At 64.4% G+C, this 15,249-nt stretch carries 16 protein-coding genes; 7 read left to right on the forward strand and 9 right to left on the reverse strand.

Translation table 11 applies throughout. The features are described from left to right. Nucleotides 1-143: 143 nt before the first annotated feature. Nucleotides 144-467 (reverse strand): YnfA family protein, encoded by a 324-nt coding sequence (locus BMX61_RS04990; protein WP_075629113.1) that lies wholly within the window; start codon nt 465-467, stop codon nt 144-146. A gap of 123 nt (nt 468-590) precedes the next feature. On the opposite strand from BMX61_RS04990, the gene BMX61_RS04995 reads away from it, so the two are divergent. After that, complete coding sequence (locus tag BMX61_RS04995) at nt 591-1,160, forward strand: nucleoside/nucleotide kinase family protein (protein WP_234794603.1); 570 nt, start codon at nt 591-593, stop codon at nt 1,158-1,160. Nucleotides 1,161-1,302: 142 nt separating this feature from the next. Here the strand turns inward: BMX61_RS04995 and BMX61_RS05000 are convergent, their stop codons facing one another. From BMX61_RS05000 to BMX61_RS05010, 4 genes are all read right to left on the reverse strand, one after another. Continuing rightward, nucleotides 1,303-2,202: an MFS transporter gene (locus BMX61_RS05000; RefSeq protein ID WP_210186264.1), complete on the reverse strand. Its 900-nt coding sequence runs from the start codon at nt 2,200-2,202 to the stop codon at nt 1,303-1,305. After that, nucleotides 2,172-2,480 carry an MFS transporter gene (locus BMX61_RS24880; RefSeq protein ID WP_210186265.1) on the reverse strand — a complete coding sequence of 103 codons (309 nt, stop codon included), beginning with the start codon at nt 2,478-2,480 and terminating at the stop codon, nt 2,172-2,174. Before BMX61_RS24880 ends, BMX61_RS05000 begins: the two co-directional genes overlap by 31 nt. A 179-nt stretch (nt 2,481-2,659) precedes the next feature. Beyond that, nucleotides 2,660-3,040, reverse strand: coding sequence for an ester cyclase (locus BMX61_RS05005; RefSeq protein WP_075629114.1), 381 nt, complete (start codon nt 3,038-3,040; stop codon nt 2,660-2,662). 255 nt (nt 3,041-3,295) lie between these two features. Then, on the reverse strand, nt 3,296-4,264 hold the full coding sequence (locus tag BMX61_RS05010; protein ID WP_075629115.1) for a quinone oxidoreductase family protein: 969 nt from the start codon (nt 4,262-4,264) through the stop codon (nt 3,296-3,298). 130 nt (nt 4,265-4,394) lie between these two features. Here BMX61_RS05010 and BMX61_RS05015 point away from each other — a divergent pair, with 130 nt between their 5' ends. From BMX61_RS05015 to BMX61_RS05025, 3 genes are all read left to right on the forward strand, one after another. Continuing rightward, a complete protein-coding gene (locus tag BMX61_RS05015) occupies nt 4,395-5,267 on the forward strand; it encodes a LysR family transcriptional regulator (protein WP_075629116.1) in 873 nt (290 codons plus the stop codon). A 155-nt stretch (nt 5,268-5,422) separates the two neighbouring features. Continuing rightward, on the forward strand, nt 5,423-6,193 hold the full coding sequence (locus BMX61_RS05020; protein ID WP_075629117.1) for a TlyA family RNA methyltransferase: 771 nt from the start codon (nt 5,423-5,425) through the stop codon (nt 6,191-6,193). Next, nucleotides 6,190-7,440, forward strand: coding sequence for a class I SAM-dependent RNA methyltransferase (locus BMX61_RS05025; protein ID WP_075629118.1), 1,251 nt, complete (start codon nt 6,190-6,192; stop codon nt 7,438-7,440). Before BMX61_RS05020 ends, BMX61_RS05025 begins: the two co-directional genes overlap by 4 nt. Before the next feature lie 59 nt (nt 7,441-7,499). On the opposite strand, the gene BMX61_RS05030 is transcribed toward BMX61_RS05025, so the two are convergent. Together BMX61_RS05030 and BMX61_RS05035 are read right to left on the reverse strand one after the other, a co-directional pair. Beyond that, nucleotides 7,500-8,426: an extracellular catalytic domain type 1 short-chain-length polyhydroxyalkanoate depolymerase gene (locus BMX61_RS05030; RefSeq protein WP_234794598.1), complete on the reverse strand. Its 927-nt coding sequence runs from the start codon at nt 8,424-8,426 to the stop codon at nt 7,500-7,502. 220 nt (nt 8,427-8,646) lie between these two features. Next, entirely contained in the window at nt 8,647-9,429 is a 783-nt protein-coding gene (locus tag BMX61_RS05035; protein WP_075629120.1) for a crotonase/enoyl-CoA hydratase family protein, read from the reverse strand. A gap of 479 nt (nt 9,430-9,908) precedes the next feature. Here BMX61_RS05035 and BMX61_RS05040 point away from each other — a divergent pair, with 479 nt between their 5' ends. Then, complete coding sequence (locus tag BMX61_RS05040) at nt 9,909-10,907, forward strand: transporter (RefSeq protein ID WP_075629232.1); 999 nt, start codon at nt 9,909-9,911, stop codon at nt 10,905-10,907. Between the two features lie 118 nt (nt 10,908-11,025). Here BMX61_RS05040 and BMX61_RS05045 read toward each other — a convergent pair whose 3' ends face one another. Continuing rightward, nucleotides 11,026-11,409 carry a VOC family protein gene (locus BMX61_RS05045; protein ID WP_075629121.1) on the reverse strand — a complete coding sequence of 128 codons (384 nt, stop codon included), beginning with the start codon at nt 11,407-11,409 and terminating at the stop codon, nt 11,026-11,028. Between the two features lie 151 nt (nt 11,410-11,560). Next, a complete protein-coding gene (locus BMX61_RS05050; RefSeq protein ID WP_083639579.1) occupies nt 11,561-12,025 on the reverse strand; it encodes a BA14K family protein in 465 nt (154 codons plus the stop codon). Between the two features lie 262 nt (nt 12,026-12,287). Here BMX61_RS05050 and BMX61_RS05055 point away from each other — a divergent pair, with 262 nt between their 5' ends. After that, nucleotides 12,288-13,289 carry a glycoside hydrolase family 25 protein gene (locus BMX61_RS05055; RefSeq protein ID WP_075629122.1) on the forward strand — a complete coding sequence of 334 codons (1,002 nt, stop codon included), beginning with the start codon at nt 12,288-12,290 and terminating at the stop codon, nt 13,287-13,289. Nucleotides 13,290-13,505: 216 nt separating this feature from the next. Next, on the forward strand, nt 13,506-15,173 hold the full coding sequence (locus tag BMX61_RS05060; protein WP_075629123.1) for a calcium-binding protein: 1,668 nt from the start codon (nt 13,506-13,508) through the stop codon (nt 15,171-15,173). Nucleotides 15,174-15,249 lie beyond the last annotated feature (76 nt).

Raw genomic sequence — 15,249 nt, forward strand, 5'->3', positions numbered from 1 at the left:
GCCAAGACGGCGCGCCGTCTGAAGCGGCGTCGTCCGAGATGGGATTGTGAAAGCGGGAGCTTATTTTTACCTCGCGAAGATCGGGACAATTTGACCGATTTGTCGATTTCGATGTCGGCTGGCTGAAAGCGCTCGATGCGCGATCAACCACCACGCGGGCCGAAGAGGATGACGGCGGTTCCTGCTAAGCACAGCGCGGCACCGCCGAGATCCCAGAGATCGGGCCGTTGGCCTTCCACCGTCCAGAGCCAAAGAAGCGATGCGGCGATATAGATCCCGCCATAGGCGGCAAAGGCCCGGCCAGCCGCCTCGCTCTCCACCAGCGTCAGCAGATAGGCAAAGACCGCAAGCGAAGCGAGGCTCGGCAGCAGCCACCACACGGAGCGGCCCAAGCGGGCAAAGGCCCAGAAGCCGAAGCATCCGGCAATCTCGGCCATGGCTGCGCCTACATAGAGAAGAAAGCTCATCCGCGCATCCTCATGCGTCCGTCTGCCGATTGGCCGCGGGCCAGAAAAGGCCCATGTACCGTCTTGTCACGATCTGCCTGTAAAGCGGGCCCTGGCGCGTGCGGTATCGCGGCTCCCTTGGCTCTGCGTCTGTACATCGCTTTATTCTGTGACTATCGCGGGAAAAAGGTCGGAGCTAAGGGCATCCGAAACTATCTGATCGACGGCGTATCGGGCACGGGCAAAACCTCGGTCGCAACCGAGCTGGAACGGCGCGGCCATCACGTCCTGCATGGCGACCGGATGCTTGCTTATCGCGGTGACCCGCTCAGCGGCGAACGCCTGATTGTGCCGGATGATGCGCCCTTGGACGCGGCCTTCCGGCATCGGCACCATATCTGGGATGTGGCCAAGGTCCGGGCGCTGACGGCCGATCGCAGCCATCCGCTCTCCTTCTTCTGCGGTGGGGCGCGCAACTTCCCCGCTTTCCTCCCTCTGTTCGACGGCGTCTTCGTGCTCGACGTCGATAGGGAAACGCTGATCCACCGGCTCGCGAGCAGGGCAGACGATGAATTCGGCGGCAAGCCGGAAGAGCGTGATCTCATTCTGCGGCTGCATACAACTCGGGAGGATGTGCCGCAGAATGCCACGGTGATCGACGCCACTGCGCCGATCGAGGCGGTGGTGGATGCGCTTCTCGAACATATCGGGTGACGAAGCCGTCAAGGCTCGGCCCGGTTTCCCCCGCCAAGTCGGATGCCGCACTGCGCCGCTTTTGCTCGCCCGACGCCTTTGCTGCCGCATTGACACGCGCCTTTGCCGGGCATGGCCGATCTTTCGGCTCGAATGGCCGTCCTCAGGCGGGATGACCGTCCGCGCGCGCCTTCCGGCCCTCGGCAGCCAGCATCGCGAGGAGAAGGAAACTGATGCTGCTGCACATGAGCAGAAGCGTCAGCGTCGCTTCCGCTCCCATGCCGGTCAGCACGCCCGAGAGCACGGGCGCAGCGGCGGCGATCGTTAGGTTCATCGGCAAAGCGATGGCCGACATGGCGGCGGCGTAGGCGGCCTTTTCGTAGAAGACCAGCGGCATGGTCGCCCGGGCCACCGCGAAGGCACCGCTGCCGATGCCATAGAGAAGCAGGCAGGTCACCACCGCCGCGGGCGCCGAGCCGAAGATAACGAGCACCAGCAGGCCCATGGCAACCATGCCTGAGGCGGTGATGCCGGTCGACAGCGCGTTCCAGCGCCGGCCGCCGACGAGATCGATCAACCGACCACAGACCTTGATGACGCCCAGAAACGAGGCCATGCCGATGGCAACAACCGGGTCGGCGCCGAGCGCGCGGTAAAGCGATATGCCGACCGCCTCGATTCCGCTGGTGACGAAACTGCTGAGCGCGACGGCCAGTACCAGAAGCCAGAAGATTCGCCCCTGCCGCGCGGTCGCCGACGGGGTGAGACCGGCGGTGTCGGCATGGTCGACATCGGGAAGCGCCAGCAGGGTCAGAGGCGCGATCAACAGGATCATCGCGGCGGCATAGATGCCGGTCGTCATGCGCCAGCCGACGAGATGATCGAGAAAGGCGGTCAGCGGCCAGAAAAGGCTGCCCGACAGGCCCGTCACCAGCATCAGCGTCGCGATCAGGCCGCGTGCTTGCGCCCCCGCAAGATCGGAGAGATAGACATAGGCCGATGTCGTAAGGAACAGCGCCCCGGCAAAGCCGATCACCGCCAGGCGGCCAGATAAAGCGGCCATGAGGATGCGGCGGCCACAGCGGCCAGTCCGATCCCGATCAGGCAGGCCCCGGCGGTCGCCGCCCGTTTTGCGCCGAAGCGCTGGAAGGCCCTTCCCGCAAGGGGTGCAGCCAACCCCATGCAGACATACATCACGCCCGTTCCAGCAAAGACGGCGGGCAGACTTACCCGCAAGGTCGCGCTGATCTCGGGCGCGAGCACAGCCAGCACATTGATCATGCCCCATCCCGCAGTCTGGGTCACGGCGAGGATCAGCAGGACGCGGAGATGAAGGGTCATATCGGGACGCTAGGACGTCCGGATGACAGTCCGATGACGGAGCAGGATGGCCGCCCCGGAGCGCCAAGCTGCCCGAGGGACGCACAAAGGGCACCCCAATATCGTCAATCGACCCATCGCCGGACGCGACGCGGATGCCATCGCCCCCGCCCTTCCGCCCGGCAGGCGCGCGACGACCGTCACGGGCTCAGTTGCGCCTCGATGGCCAGCTTGTCGATCACCGAGAACACATCGGCAATCCTGCCGTCGCGCACCTCGTAGAACACGTTTTCGCAGAAGACGATTCGCCGTCCGTCAACATTGAGACCGAGAAAGCGTCCGCGTGGCGTGCAATCGAAGGATAGCCGCGCGGCAATCAGCGGCGCGTCGCAGGCGAGCCGGTCGATGGTGAAGCGCAGGTCGGGAATATCCTCGAAATCCTTGATGAGCATGGCGCGATAGCCCGACAGGCCGAAAGGCCGCCCATTATGCCTGGCATCGTCGGCGACATAGTCGCCGAGATGTGTCCAGTCCTGCCGGTTCAGGCAATCGATATAGGCGTTGTAGAAGCTGCGCAGCATGATGCCTGTCCTCCAGAAGCGGTTCCGCATGGGATGAAGAAAAGGACATGACCTTCTCGATCCTTGCAAGCCGCGAGAAACGGCAGGGCGCAATCGTCTGGCTTTTTTAAGCGCGATGCCGGCGATCGGACCTACAGGATGGGATGCGTCGGGTGGATCGGCGTAACGGAACGTGATCTTACCACCAAAAATGACGTCCATTTCCCAGGCCACGCGGCGCGCAAGGCCGATGCGCTGTTTCGCTTCGATCGGGTGTCAAAACTGCAGCATCACGCTGCCGGCCGTGCGTCCCGCTTCGAGATCTGCCTGAGCCTGTCCGGCCTCGGCAAGCCGATAGCGGTGGGCAGGCGCCGGCAGAAGGCCTTGGCGCAGGGCGTTGATCACGGCCTCAGCGGCGCGCGGATAGGTCTCGCGCTCGGCCGCATAGGCCATGACGCTGGGCCGCATCAGACTGAGCGAGCGCAGAGGGCCGATCTCCTCCACAGGGATCGGCGGAATCGGCCCGGCAGCCTGGCCGACCGAGGCGACGGTGCCGAAGCGGCGAACACAAGCCAGGGTCTGGCGCAGCATGGTGCCGCCGAGACCGTCAATGGCGAAATCGACGCCGCGCCCCTCCGTCAGCCTAGCAACCTCGCCGGCAAGATCGGCATTGCGTCCGAGAATGAGATGGTCCACGCCGTTTTCCCGGGCGATCCCGGCCTTCTCCTCGTTGCTCACAGTGCCGATCACCCGCGCGCCCAGATGCTTGGCCCAGCGGCTCAGCGCCGTGCCCAGGCCGCCCGCGGCCGCGTGGATCAGCAGCGTCGCCCCCTGTTCCACGGGAAAGCAGCGGGTCAGCAGCATATGGGCGGTCATGCCGCGCAGAAAGGCCGCTGCGGCTGCTTCGGTCTCGATGTCCTCCGGCAGCGCAATGGCGCGCCAGGCGGGCAGAAGCCGCGTGGCGGCATAGGCGCCGGGCGTTCCGGCATAGGCAATGCGGTCACCGACCTGAAGACCGGTGACGCCAGGGCCGAGCGCTTCGACCACACCGGCCCCCTCAACGCCGAGCACCGCGGGCAGCGGCAAGGGATAAAGGCCGGTGCGGTGATAGATATCGATGAAATTGATGCCGGCCGCCTGGTGGCGCAGGCGGATCTCGCCTTCGCCCGGCGCCTGTGGCGGGCAATCGGCCAGCCGCAGGCCGTCGATGCCTCCGGCAGCGATGAGTTCGATCTTCTGGTCCATGTCTCGTTTCCTGTCGATGAAAGCAGGCCTCCGGCTGCCGATCCGGCGCCTGGCCAATGCCGAGAATGACGGCTGGATCGTGGGGAGAAAATTCCCTATGATTTCACAGCGACCGTGAAAAAATGAACCGATGAACTGGGACGATTTGCGCCATTTCGGCACCTTGGCCAAGGCAGGCTCGCTGTCTGCCGCCGCACGCCTGCTCGGCGTCGAACATGCGACGGTGGCACGGCGCATTGCCGCGCTGGAGGCGGATCTCGGCCTGACACTGGTGGACCGGCGGGGGCGCCGATGGAGCCTGACCGATGACGGCCGGCACATGGCCGCCATTGCCGAGCGGATGGAGAAGGAGGCCGCCTCGGTGCGGCGGGCGGCCGAGGGCGCGCGGCTGACCTTGACGGGAACGGTGACGATCAGCGCACCGCCGGCACTGGCGGCCATCCGGCTGGCAGGCCCGCTCACAGCGCTTCAGGCCCGCCATCCCGGCCTGATGATCCGGCTGATCGGCGAGGCCCGCAGCGCCTCGTTGACGCATTCGGAAGCCGATCTCGCCATTCGCCTCAGCCGCCCGGACGATCCAGACCTGACCCGCGTCAAGCTCGGGATGATGGCGTTCCATCTCTATGCGAGCCCGGCCTATCTCGCCGCCCATCCCGAGCCGACCTGGCGCTTCATCGGCAATGAAGGGCCGATGGCCGGCGCGCCGCAGCAGGAGGCGCTGCAGGCCTATGCCGCAGGCCGGCCCCTGGCGCTGACGGCGAGCAGCGTCGAGATCCAGCATCGGGCGGCATTGGCCGGCGCGGGCATCGCCGCGCTTCCCGATTTTATCGCGGCAGACGATCCCGGCCTCGTCAGGCTCATGCCGGACAAGCCCCTCGTGCTGCGCGACATCTATCTGGTGGTGCATTCCGATCTGAAGCGGGCCGCACCCGTAAAGGCGGTGATGGCGCAGCTCAAAACCGCCTTTCCATCCCGGGCCACCCTGCAAGCGAACGGGCTCTGAAGCGCTTGCTTGGGCCGTGTGCATCGGTCGCCCGTTACGCCGCTTGGTCGGATGAAGCGCCTGATATCGCGGCAAAAGGGCCGCGCGGGATGCCTTGACGGCTTTCGCATCGGCTTCGGGCTTGCCTTGGCCGGCGCGGCGCGGCATGAAGCGGCATGAACGAAGACACCAAGATGAACCAGAGGCTCGACCAGCTTCTCCTGTCGCGCGGGCTCGTGGCGAGCCGCGCGCGTGCACGCGACGCCGTCGAGCGCGGCACCGTGCGCGTCGATGGACGCGTCGTCACCAAGCCGAGCGCGCAGGTGCCCGGCCATGCCGCAATCGAAATCGACGATCCCGCGCAGGCCTATGTCTCGCGCGCGGCGCTGAAGCTGAAGGCCGCACTCGCACATTTCGGCCTGTCGCCTGAAGGGCTCTGTTGCCTCGACATTGGCGCCTCCACCGGCGGCTTCACCGAAGTGCTGCTCGAAGGCGGTGCCGAGCATGTGATCTCCGTCGATGTCGGCCACGGGCAGATCCATCCGCGCATCGAGAGCGATCCACGCGTCACGAGCTATGAGGGCCTGAATGCTCGCGTGCTGGAGGAAGAGCATCTGGACGGCATGCCGATCGGCGCCGTGGTCTCGGATGTCTCCTTCATCTCGCTGAAGCTCGCTTTGCCGCCGGCGCTCGACATGGCCGAGCCGGGCGCTTTCTGCGTCCTTCTGGTCAAGCCGCAATTCGAGGCCGGCCGCGAGGCAATCAGCAAGGCGGGCCTGCTCAAGGATCCGGAGAGCGCGCCGGCAGTCGCCGCCGAGCTCGAGCGCTGGCTGGTGGAGGACATGGGCTGGCAGAGCCTCGGCCTGATCCCTTCTCCGATTGCCGGCGGCGACGGCAATGTCGAATTTCTGCTCGGCGGGCGCAAGCCGGCGGAGACGGAGGAATGAGCGTCAGGACCGTCGCCATCGACAGCCTGGGCGCCAAGGGCGACGGCATTGCCACCAGCCCGGACGGGCCGCTTTTCGTGCCCTTCTCCCTGCCGGGCGAAACGGTTGGCGTAGCAGTCAATGGCGCGGTCGGCACGCTGATGTCGATCGCCAAGGCCTCGCCGGAGCGTCAGGAGCCGCCCTGTCGGCATTTCGGCCCCGATGGCGTCAACGGCACCTGTGGCGGCTGCACGCTGCAGCATGCGGCCGATCCACTCTATCACATGTTCAAACGCCAGCTGGTGATCGACGCGCTGGCGTCGAAAGGGATCCAGACCGAGGTGGCGCCCTTGATCCCGGCGGCACCGGGCGAACGCCGTCGCGTGGTGCTGACCGCACGGCGCACCGAAAAGGCGCTGCTTCTCGGCTATAATCAGATGAGCAGCCACCATCTCGTCCATATCGAGGAATGTCCCATCGCCAGCCCCGGCATTGTCGGACGGCTGGACGCCATCCGCCGGATCGCGCTGGCGCTGGCGAGCAATGCGGAGCCCTTCCGCATCACGGTGCTGGAGGTGGAAAGCGGGCTGGATCTGTCGGTCGACGGCGTGGCCAAGCTCGACAACCCGCGCCGCCGCCGCGCGGTCGAGGCCGTGCTTGCGCTGCGTGGCATTTCCAGGCTTTCGGTCGGAGGCGAGGTGATCGTCGAGCCCATCAAGCCGATCGTCCGCTTCGGCACCGTGCCGGTGACGCCGCCGCCCGGCAGCTTCACCCAGGCGACGCGCAAGGCCGAAGCGGCCATGGCCGAGCTTGTCCTCGATGCGCTGGGCAAGGCTAAGCGCGTGGCCGATCTCTTCTCCGGCTCTGGCACTTTCGCGCTGCGCATCGCCGCCCGCGCCCGCGTCCATGCGGTCGAAAGCGATGAGAAGGCGCTAAAGGCGCTCGATGCCGCTGCCCGCTCGACACAAGGGTTGAAGCCCGTGACGGTCGAGCGACGCGATCTCTTCCGCCGGCCGCTGATGACCTCGGAGCTCAAGCCCTTCGACGCACTCGTCTTCGACCCGCCGCGTGCCGGCGCCGAAGCGCAGATGGCCGAACTTGCCCGATCCAGCGTCAAGACCGTCGTCGCCGTCTCCTGCAACCCGCTCACGCTCGCACGCGACCTCGCCCTTCTTATCGCCGGCGGCTACCGGCTGAAGAGCGTGACGCCGATCGACCAGTTTTTATGGTCGGCGCATGTGGAAGCGGTGGCGGTGTTGGAGAAGTGATACGAAGGGGGCTTTAGCCATTCCGGCAAAGGCTCGCCGGCATACCGACGAGCGAAGCCTCACATCAGCCCCCACTCCCGCGCCAGACGACGCGTGGAGGAGAGTCCTGCATCCAGCATGAAGGGTCCGGTCCGTTCGCCGCCGCGTGTCGGTTTCAGCGGGACACCGTGGTCGAAGTCGGCAAGAAGGATCATTTCGACAGCGGTTTGGCCATCCTTGTCGGCATAGGCCAGCCGGCGGTGGCCCTCGATCTGGCTTTCGCGTGGGTTCGTGCCGATCAGGCCGTGGACGTCGAGCCACTGGGCGGCGAGCGCGTCGGCATTGCTCTTGTGCACGGTGCGGTCGGCCATGCCCTGCCAGATGGAGATGCGCGGATAGGCGGCAGGCTTCGGCGCGGCCTCGCGCACCAGATCGCCCCATTCCTGCGGGCTGCGGGCCGGCGCCTGCTCCATGGCGGCAAAGGCTCGGTGCGCGTCGCGGGCAGCGCCGTGGGCCAGACCGGCGATGATGCCGCCTGCCTGGAACAGCTCGGGATAGGCAGCAAGCATCGAGGCCGTCATCGCGCCGCCGGCCGAAAGCCCGGTGATGAAGATCCGCTTGGGATCGATGGCCAGCGTCTGCTCCATATGGGCGATCATCTGGCGGATCGACATGACCTCGCCGCGGTCGCGGGCGACATTGGAGGGGCGAAACCAGTTAAAGCAGAGATTGGGATTGTTCGAGCCCTGCTGCTCGGCATAGAGCACGGCAAAGCCATGATCGCGCGCCAGATGCGACCAGCCGGAACAGAGATCGTAAAGTGCTGCGTCCTGCTGGCAACCATGCAGAACGACGACCAGGGCCGCGCCGGGCTTGAGATCATCCGGGATGAAGGCCAGCATTTTCAGACGGCCGGGATTGCTGCCGAAATCGGGTATCTCCTGCAGGCGGCTGGCTTTCGGTGCCGTCACCTCGGGCGGAAGATCGGGCTTTAAACTATCAAGCATACGCGATGAAATTCTCACATTGCGCGCGATGCCATCCTGCCAGCGTCGGCGCTGGCGGGACAGGTCGGCAAAGGTCTTTCGAAAGAAGGAGGGAGATCGCATGGAAACGGCAAGCCTTTCATCATGAAGTCTCGGGCATGCACGTGCCTGCGCCTGGATATGGTGCGCAATGATGGCAGCGGCAAGACAAGCGGCGGAATGGTACGCGCGCCCGAGGCGACTAGCGCTGCAGGAAGGCGGCGATGGCGCCTTGCGTTTCCGGGCTTCTCAGGCGTTCGGCGAAGATCCGCGCCTCTTCATCGATGCAGGCCAGCAGAGCGGCTGGATCCCCACGCAGCAGGCGACGCGCGGCGGCAAGGGCTGCCGGCGGCTTGGCGGCAATCGCACTTGCGGCCGCCAGCGTCTCCTCTTCCAGCATCTCCGGCTCGACGATGCGCGCCACGAGGCCGGCGGCATGCGCGGCGGCGGCCGTGAAGGGCTCGCCCAGAGCCAGCAGCGAAAACGCGCGCTGGGGACCCAGGAGCCGAGGGCCAAGCAGGCTTGAACCACCCTCCGGCACCAGGCCGAGATCGACGAACGGCGTGCGAAACAGCGCGCGCGGCGTGGCGATCGTCTGGTCGCAATGCAGATGCAGCGTGGTGCCGATACCGATCGCCAACCCATCGACGCCGGATATCAGCGGCTTGCGGCTGGATGCCAGCGCCTTGAGAAAGGCGATGACCTCCTGGCCAAAGTCGCCCCCAGCAGACGCGACAGCGAAATCGCCCATGTCGTTGCCGGCGGAAAAGCACCCGGGCTGGCCGAGAAAAACCGTGACACGTAGGCTGTCATCGGCGTCCGCTTCGACCAGGGCCTCGGTCATCCGGCGATACATGGCGCGCGTCAGGGCGTTCTTCTTTTCCGGCCGCTCGATCCGCAGGATCTGCACGCCACGCCGGTCCTGCGGGCGCTCCACCCGCACCGGCACCGGCTCTGCCGAAAGCGTCGTCTCCCGCTCGTCCATCTGCGCCCTCCCGCTCGGAGCGCCGCACATCGTCCAAGACGCACGAAGGACGCTCGTCCCTGTCGAATCCATGCATCGTGCTTTGCGAACATCCTGTCCGAATTTCGCGCCGATACGCTGGCGGCCGCGTGCCACAGCAAGGGGCCGGTCATTGCGCCTGAGGATATTGATTTTTACGTAAACGTCAATTGAGCAGCTGCGCCTGCCGCCGTTGCAAAACCATCATAAAGCCCTCCTATACCAAGGCGCGGCGCAGGCCACCGCCGGCACAAATGCCAGGGGAAGACAGCCCCGAAGCCTGCGGCGGGCCAATCCCTGGAGCTTTGCCTACAAGGTTGGGCCGGGTCCGGATGGCGGACGGTGGAGGACTGCGTGGATCACAGCCCGCAAGGCCAAGCGATCCATAACCGCAAGCAGGGTTTCTATCGGGGAAAGTTGGGCTTATGGAAGCAGAAGCGCATGATCGGAAGCCTTGCCTGATGAACCTCGTCTCCTCCGAAATTCCGGGCCTTGTCTGGGCCTATCATTTCTTGCCCGGCCAGAACCGCTGCCGGCGCATTCCAGCCGACAGCCCCGTTGCGGCGCTGAAGCCGGAGGAAGGCTGGGTCTGGATTCATCTGGCGCTGAGCGATGCCCGCACGCCGGCCCTGTTGGAGCAGGTCTGCGACCTGCCGCCAAGCGCGCTGTCCACGCTCGCCAGCCATGACACCCAGGCCGCAATCGCGATCGAGGACGATGTCGTTCATGGCACGCTGGTGGATTTCGAACGCACCTTCGACGCGGAAACCAAAACCATCGCCTGGCTGCATTTCGCCGTCGCCGACAGGGTGATCGTCACCACGCGCCTGCACCCCTTGCGCTCGATCGACCGGGTCAAGGCCGCGATCGAGAAAAATCCGCGCTGCGCCAAGCCAATCCATCTCTTCGAAATGATGGTGGTGGAGTTCCAGCGCACGCTGATCGCGCTGGTGCTGGAACTGACGGAAGACCTGAATGTCATCGAGGACGAGGTCTATGGCGAGGCCGGGCACAACGAGCAGCCGCGCCTGGCGCCCTTGCGGCGCACGGCGGTACGCCTGCACCGGCATCTGCGCACGCTGCTGGCCCTGTTACGCCGGGCCGCGACCTCCGAAGAAGACGAGGTGCCCGAAGGCTTCATCGATGTGGCCGAGCGGCTTTCCGACCGGCTGGAAACGGTCGACCGTGATGTTTTCGCCCTGCAGGAGCGCGCCCGGCTGCTGCATGAGGAGATTGACAGCAAGCTCTCCTCGGAGACCAACCGCCATCTCTACATCCTCTCGCTTTTGACCGCCTTCCTGCTGCCGCCGACGTTGGTGACGGGCTTTTTCGGCATGAACACCAGCGACATGCCGTTGGCTGGCGCCACGCTCCATCACGGAACGCTGGCTGCCGGCTTCTTCATTCTTCTGTCGATGGGTGTCGCCTGGGGAATTTTGAAGCGCGTCGGCATTCTCTGACACAAGGCGCTCAGAACCTGCAGCCTTTCTCCGCCGCCAAAGAGCTCTGACGAAGAAGCTAACACCTTCCCGGTCATGATGGCCGGTCCAGCCCGGCCATCACGACGCCGTCCCAAGATCAGCCGTTGAAAACGACCGAGAGCTTGTTGCCCGTGGGATCGCGAACATAGGCGGAATACCAATTGGGCCCATAATGCGGCCGCGCGCCGGGCGCGCCTTCGCTGCTTCCGCCATGGGCCAGGGCGGCCGCATGGAAGGCATCGACCTGCGCCTTGGAGGTTGCGCCGAGGCCCAGCATCGTCCCATTGCCGGGTGCAGCCGGCGCGCCGTCGAACGGTTTGCAGACCCACAGGATCAAGCCTTCCCCGCTTGCACCTTTGGAATAGGCCCGCCAGCCTGGAAAAGCTTCATGCGAGCCCCAGCCGACCGTTTCCATCACTGCATCATAAAAGGCATTCGATGCGGCCTCGTCATTGGCACCAAGTGTCACGTAATCCTGCATGGGTCCCTCCCGTCAGATAAACAGGCCAGATACTGCTGCAAGAAACAGAACAAATCAAGAACATGTGCGGTCATAAGACGCAAAACGCCACGCATGCTTCCATGCGTGGCGCTCCATTTATCAAACCTGATGTTGGACCGTCAGTTGTTAATTACGGCGAGACGCACTGGCGACGCGGACCGCTATTGGGCTGATAGGTGTTGTCGGAGGCGCGGTAGGAGCGGTAACGGCTCGCGCACCACTGAACATGGCTGCTGCCATAGGAACGCGGTGCGGCGGTTGCGGCACCGCCGATAATGGCTCCGGTCGCAAACGCTGCGAGCGGGAACCAGAGGCCGTTGTGATAGCGATAGCCGGGGCGGCGTTCGCGATAGCCGCGATGGCCGTTCCAGTAATCGCTACGGCGCGAGAAGTCGCGACGCTCGTCGCGGCGACCATAGCGATGATGGCGGCGCCAATCGTCGTCCCGGCGATACTGAACCAGATCCACCGGCTCATTGACCGCGCGCGGCGCGGGCTGCGGCACCGGCGTAAAGGCCTGGGACGGCTGAAATGAGGTGGCGACGAACAGGACCGACAGGGCCAGCGGCGCGATCTTCATCTTGAAAACACCCATGGTGCTCCTCCTTCTGTCTTTTTGTTGATGACATGATGTCCGCGGGGTCGAGCGGCGTTGTCGGCAGTTGAACGTCCGGAAACGGCTGTTGTTCCCCTTTTTGATCAAGAGCTTCGGTCTTGCCCAGGAGAGGCGGCCTTGGGAGAGCTTTCAAAAGAAGGAATGCAAGCGTGCAGCGCCGCGCGTCTCTACGCACAGCACACCTCTTCCCGCGTCATGTTGTTAAGCCTCGGTTAACCATGCGGGCGCACGCTCTCATGCAATGACCACACGCTGCACCTCTCTCTCCCAGCAGTTGATCGCGCTTTTCGCAGCGCTGGTGGTCATCGCGCTTGCACCTCATTTGGCGCGCGGGGCCGAGGGCAAGCGGGACATGGCGCCCTGGCGCAAGGCCGAGCGCGCGCTTGTCATCGATGCCTATGAACTCAACATGATCGATTGGGAGGCGATGACGGCCGACAAGCGCATCGCCGGCTTTATCTCGAAGGCATCAGATGGACTGCCGGAAGTGTTCGATTGCTCAGGCGAACATAAGGGCGATACGGTCAATCACTGCCGCACCATGTGGCGCAAATATGCCGTCAGCCGTGAGCTCTTCCAGACACGGCGCATGGTGGCACGCGCCAAGGGCCTGCTTTGGGGTGCTTATCATCTCGGCCGGCCCGGCAATCCCGTCGACCAGGCCAATCACTTCCTCGACTATGCCCAGCCGCGCGCCGACGAGGCGATGGTGCTCGATATAGAGGGGCTGGATTCGACGCAGTTCATGTCGCTGGAGGATGCTGGGATCTTCGCCGGCCATATCAAGACGCGCACCGGGCGTTACCCGGTGCTCTATACCAATCATGTGACCGCCCGCTTCATCGCTGAAAACCGCGCCCGCTATCCCATCCTGTCGCGCCTGCCGCTCTGGTATGCCCGCTACAGACCGTCGATTGCCGAGGCCTTTCCAATGGGTAATTGGGATCGCACCTGGCTTTGGCAATTCTCATCGGACGCCAATTGCGGGCGGCAGCGCTGCCCCTACCGCGTTGCCGGAACCCTGAGCGACATCGACGTGAATGTCGCTCCCGGCACGCTGGATGCGCTAAAGGCGGACTGGGCCAAGGGCGACTTGCTGCCGGAAAAACCGCTGCCGCCGCCGGTGCTTCTGGTCAGCGCGCGGGGCATGGCCGGCAGTGGTGCGGGAGTCGCACTCGATCTGACGACCACCGCCTCGATCGCAAGGCTGCCGATGACACTGCCCCTTCTGGCCGAACGCTAGCGGCGCATCAGCACTGTTTGCTGCAATCTTGCGACCACCTCATTCGCTCAAGTTTTATGTAATTTTAAGTCAAATCCTTTGCTTGGTTAAGCATATGCCAAGCGAAATTTTTCACTTACTTGCTTTGATTTTCTCAGTATGCGAGGCATGACCATCAAGAACGGCCCAGTATAAACCCTTCGTCAATCATGATGGGCGGCGTTCGCAGGAGCGATCATGACCATGCGCGAAACCGTCATCTCCACGACCACGACGACGACGATCGAGCTCACGGATGCCGATACGCTTCTGACGCTGGCGCGCACGGCGCTGCTGACGACGTCTGCCGAAGGCATCGTCGTTTCGGGCGATGCGCCCAACCGGTCCGTTGCGGTGGAAGGCGAGATTTCATCGGGCGCTGCGGCAATCGTCTTCGGCTCTTCCTCCACCGATCTCAGCGGCACGATCCGCATCGGTTCGGCTGGCTTCATTCATGCCGGGCGCGGCGGTATCCTGTCCTTTGCGGATGGCACCGAGATCAACCAGGGCGGCACCATCGAAGCGCGGCTGGTTGGCGTCGTCGCCAGCGGCGTGGCGACTGCCTTCACCAACAATGGCACCATCACCTCGCAACTCGATGTCGCGGCCGAACTCACCGGCGTCTCCGCCATGATCGTCAACAATGGGCGCCTGGCTGGCTATTCAGACGGCCTGCGCGCCAGCGGCGACCGCGCCAACATTACCAATAACGGCTCGATCGGATCGACCAAGGCCGCGGGCATCGTTACCTCGGGTAACAATTCGACCGTGACCAACAATGGCTCGATCGGCGTTCAGGGCCACGGCATCGTCGTCAATGGCGCCGGTGAGATCATCACCAACAACGGCAAGGTGGGCGCCGGCGGAATCGCGCTGCTCGTTCGGGGCACCGATTCCATCGTCACCAACAGCGGCAGCCTGAATGCTGGCGCCGATGGCATCAACCTGCAGGGTGCACGCGGCATCGTCACCAACAACAAGAGCATCGAGGTCGGCGGCGACGCCATCACGGTCTCCGCCCGCGATGCGATCGTCAACAATACCGGCACGATCAAGGGTGCCAGCGGCCTCGACGTCACAGGCGCCAACATCAAGGCGGTCAATAGCGGCACCATCACCGGCTGGAAGGCCGGCGTCGGCGCCGTCGATTTTACGCTCGCCGCCAATGGCAATTTCACCAATGACGGCACGGTCACGGCCCTGGCCAAACTTGCCTTCAAGGGCGGCAACGGCGTGCAGACGCTGATCAATCGCGGCGTGATCAATGGCGACGTCGAGCTTGGCGGCGGCAACGACTACATCGACAACACCGGCGGCACCGTAAAAGGCCATATCGCCGGCGGCACCGGCAACGACACCTATGTCATCAGCAATGCCAAGACGCTGCTGATCGAGGCCAAGAATGGTGGCATCGACACCGTGCGCTCCAGCGTCAGCTACGTGCTGAGCGACAATTTCGAAAACCTGACGCTGACAGGCAGCAAGGCGCTGAACGCCACCGGCAATTCCGCCGCCAACCAGCTGCACGGCAATGATGCGAACAATGTCATCAAGGGCATGGCTGGCAACGACCTGATCTGGGGCCATGGCGGCAATGACACGCTGAGCGGCGGAGCGGGCACCGACACCTTCTTCTTCGCCAATGGCGATGGGCGCGACACGATCACGGATTTCAAGGCCACCGGCAGCGACCACGACATTCTCGACCTCGCCGGCCTGTCGAGCATCACCAGCTTCGCCGACCTGAAAGCCAACCATATGACGCAGGTCGGCAAGGACGTGCTGATCGACAGTCTCGAAGGCGACACGATCCTGTTGAAGAACGTCAAGCTCGCTCAGCTCGACAAGATGGACTTCCACTTCTGAGACCCGCTTCCCCTGGTCCATCGCCAAGACGGGCCAGGGGTATATCTTGCCGTGACGAAGCCGCTGCGTGATTTCA

It is taken from the genome of Xaviernesmea oryzae (assembly GCF_900109605.1).
Lineage (GTDB): Bacteria > Pseudomonadota > Alphaproteobacteria > Rhizobiales > Rhizobiaceae > Xaviernesmea > Xaviernesmea oryzae.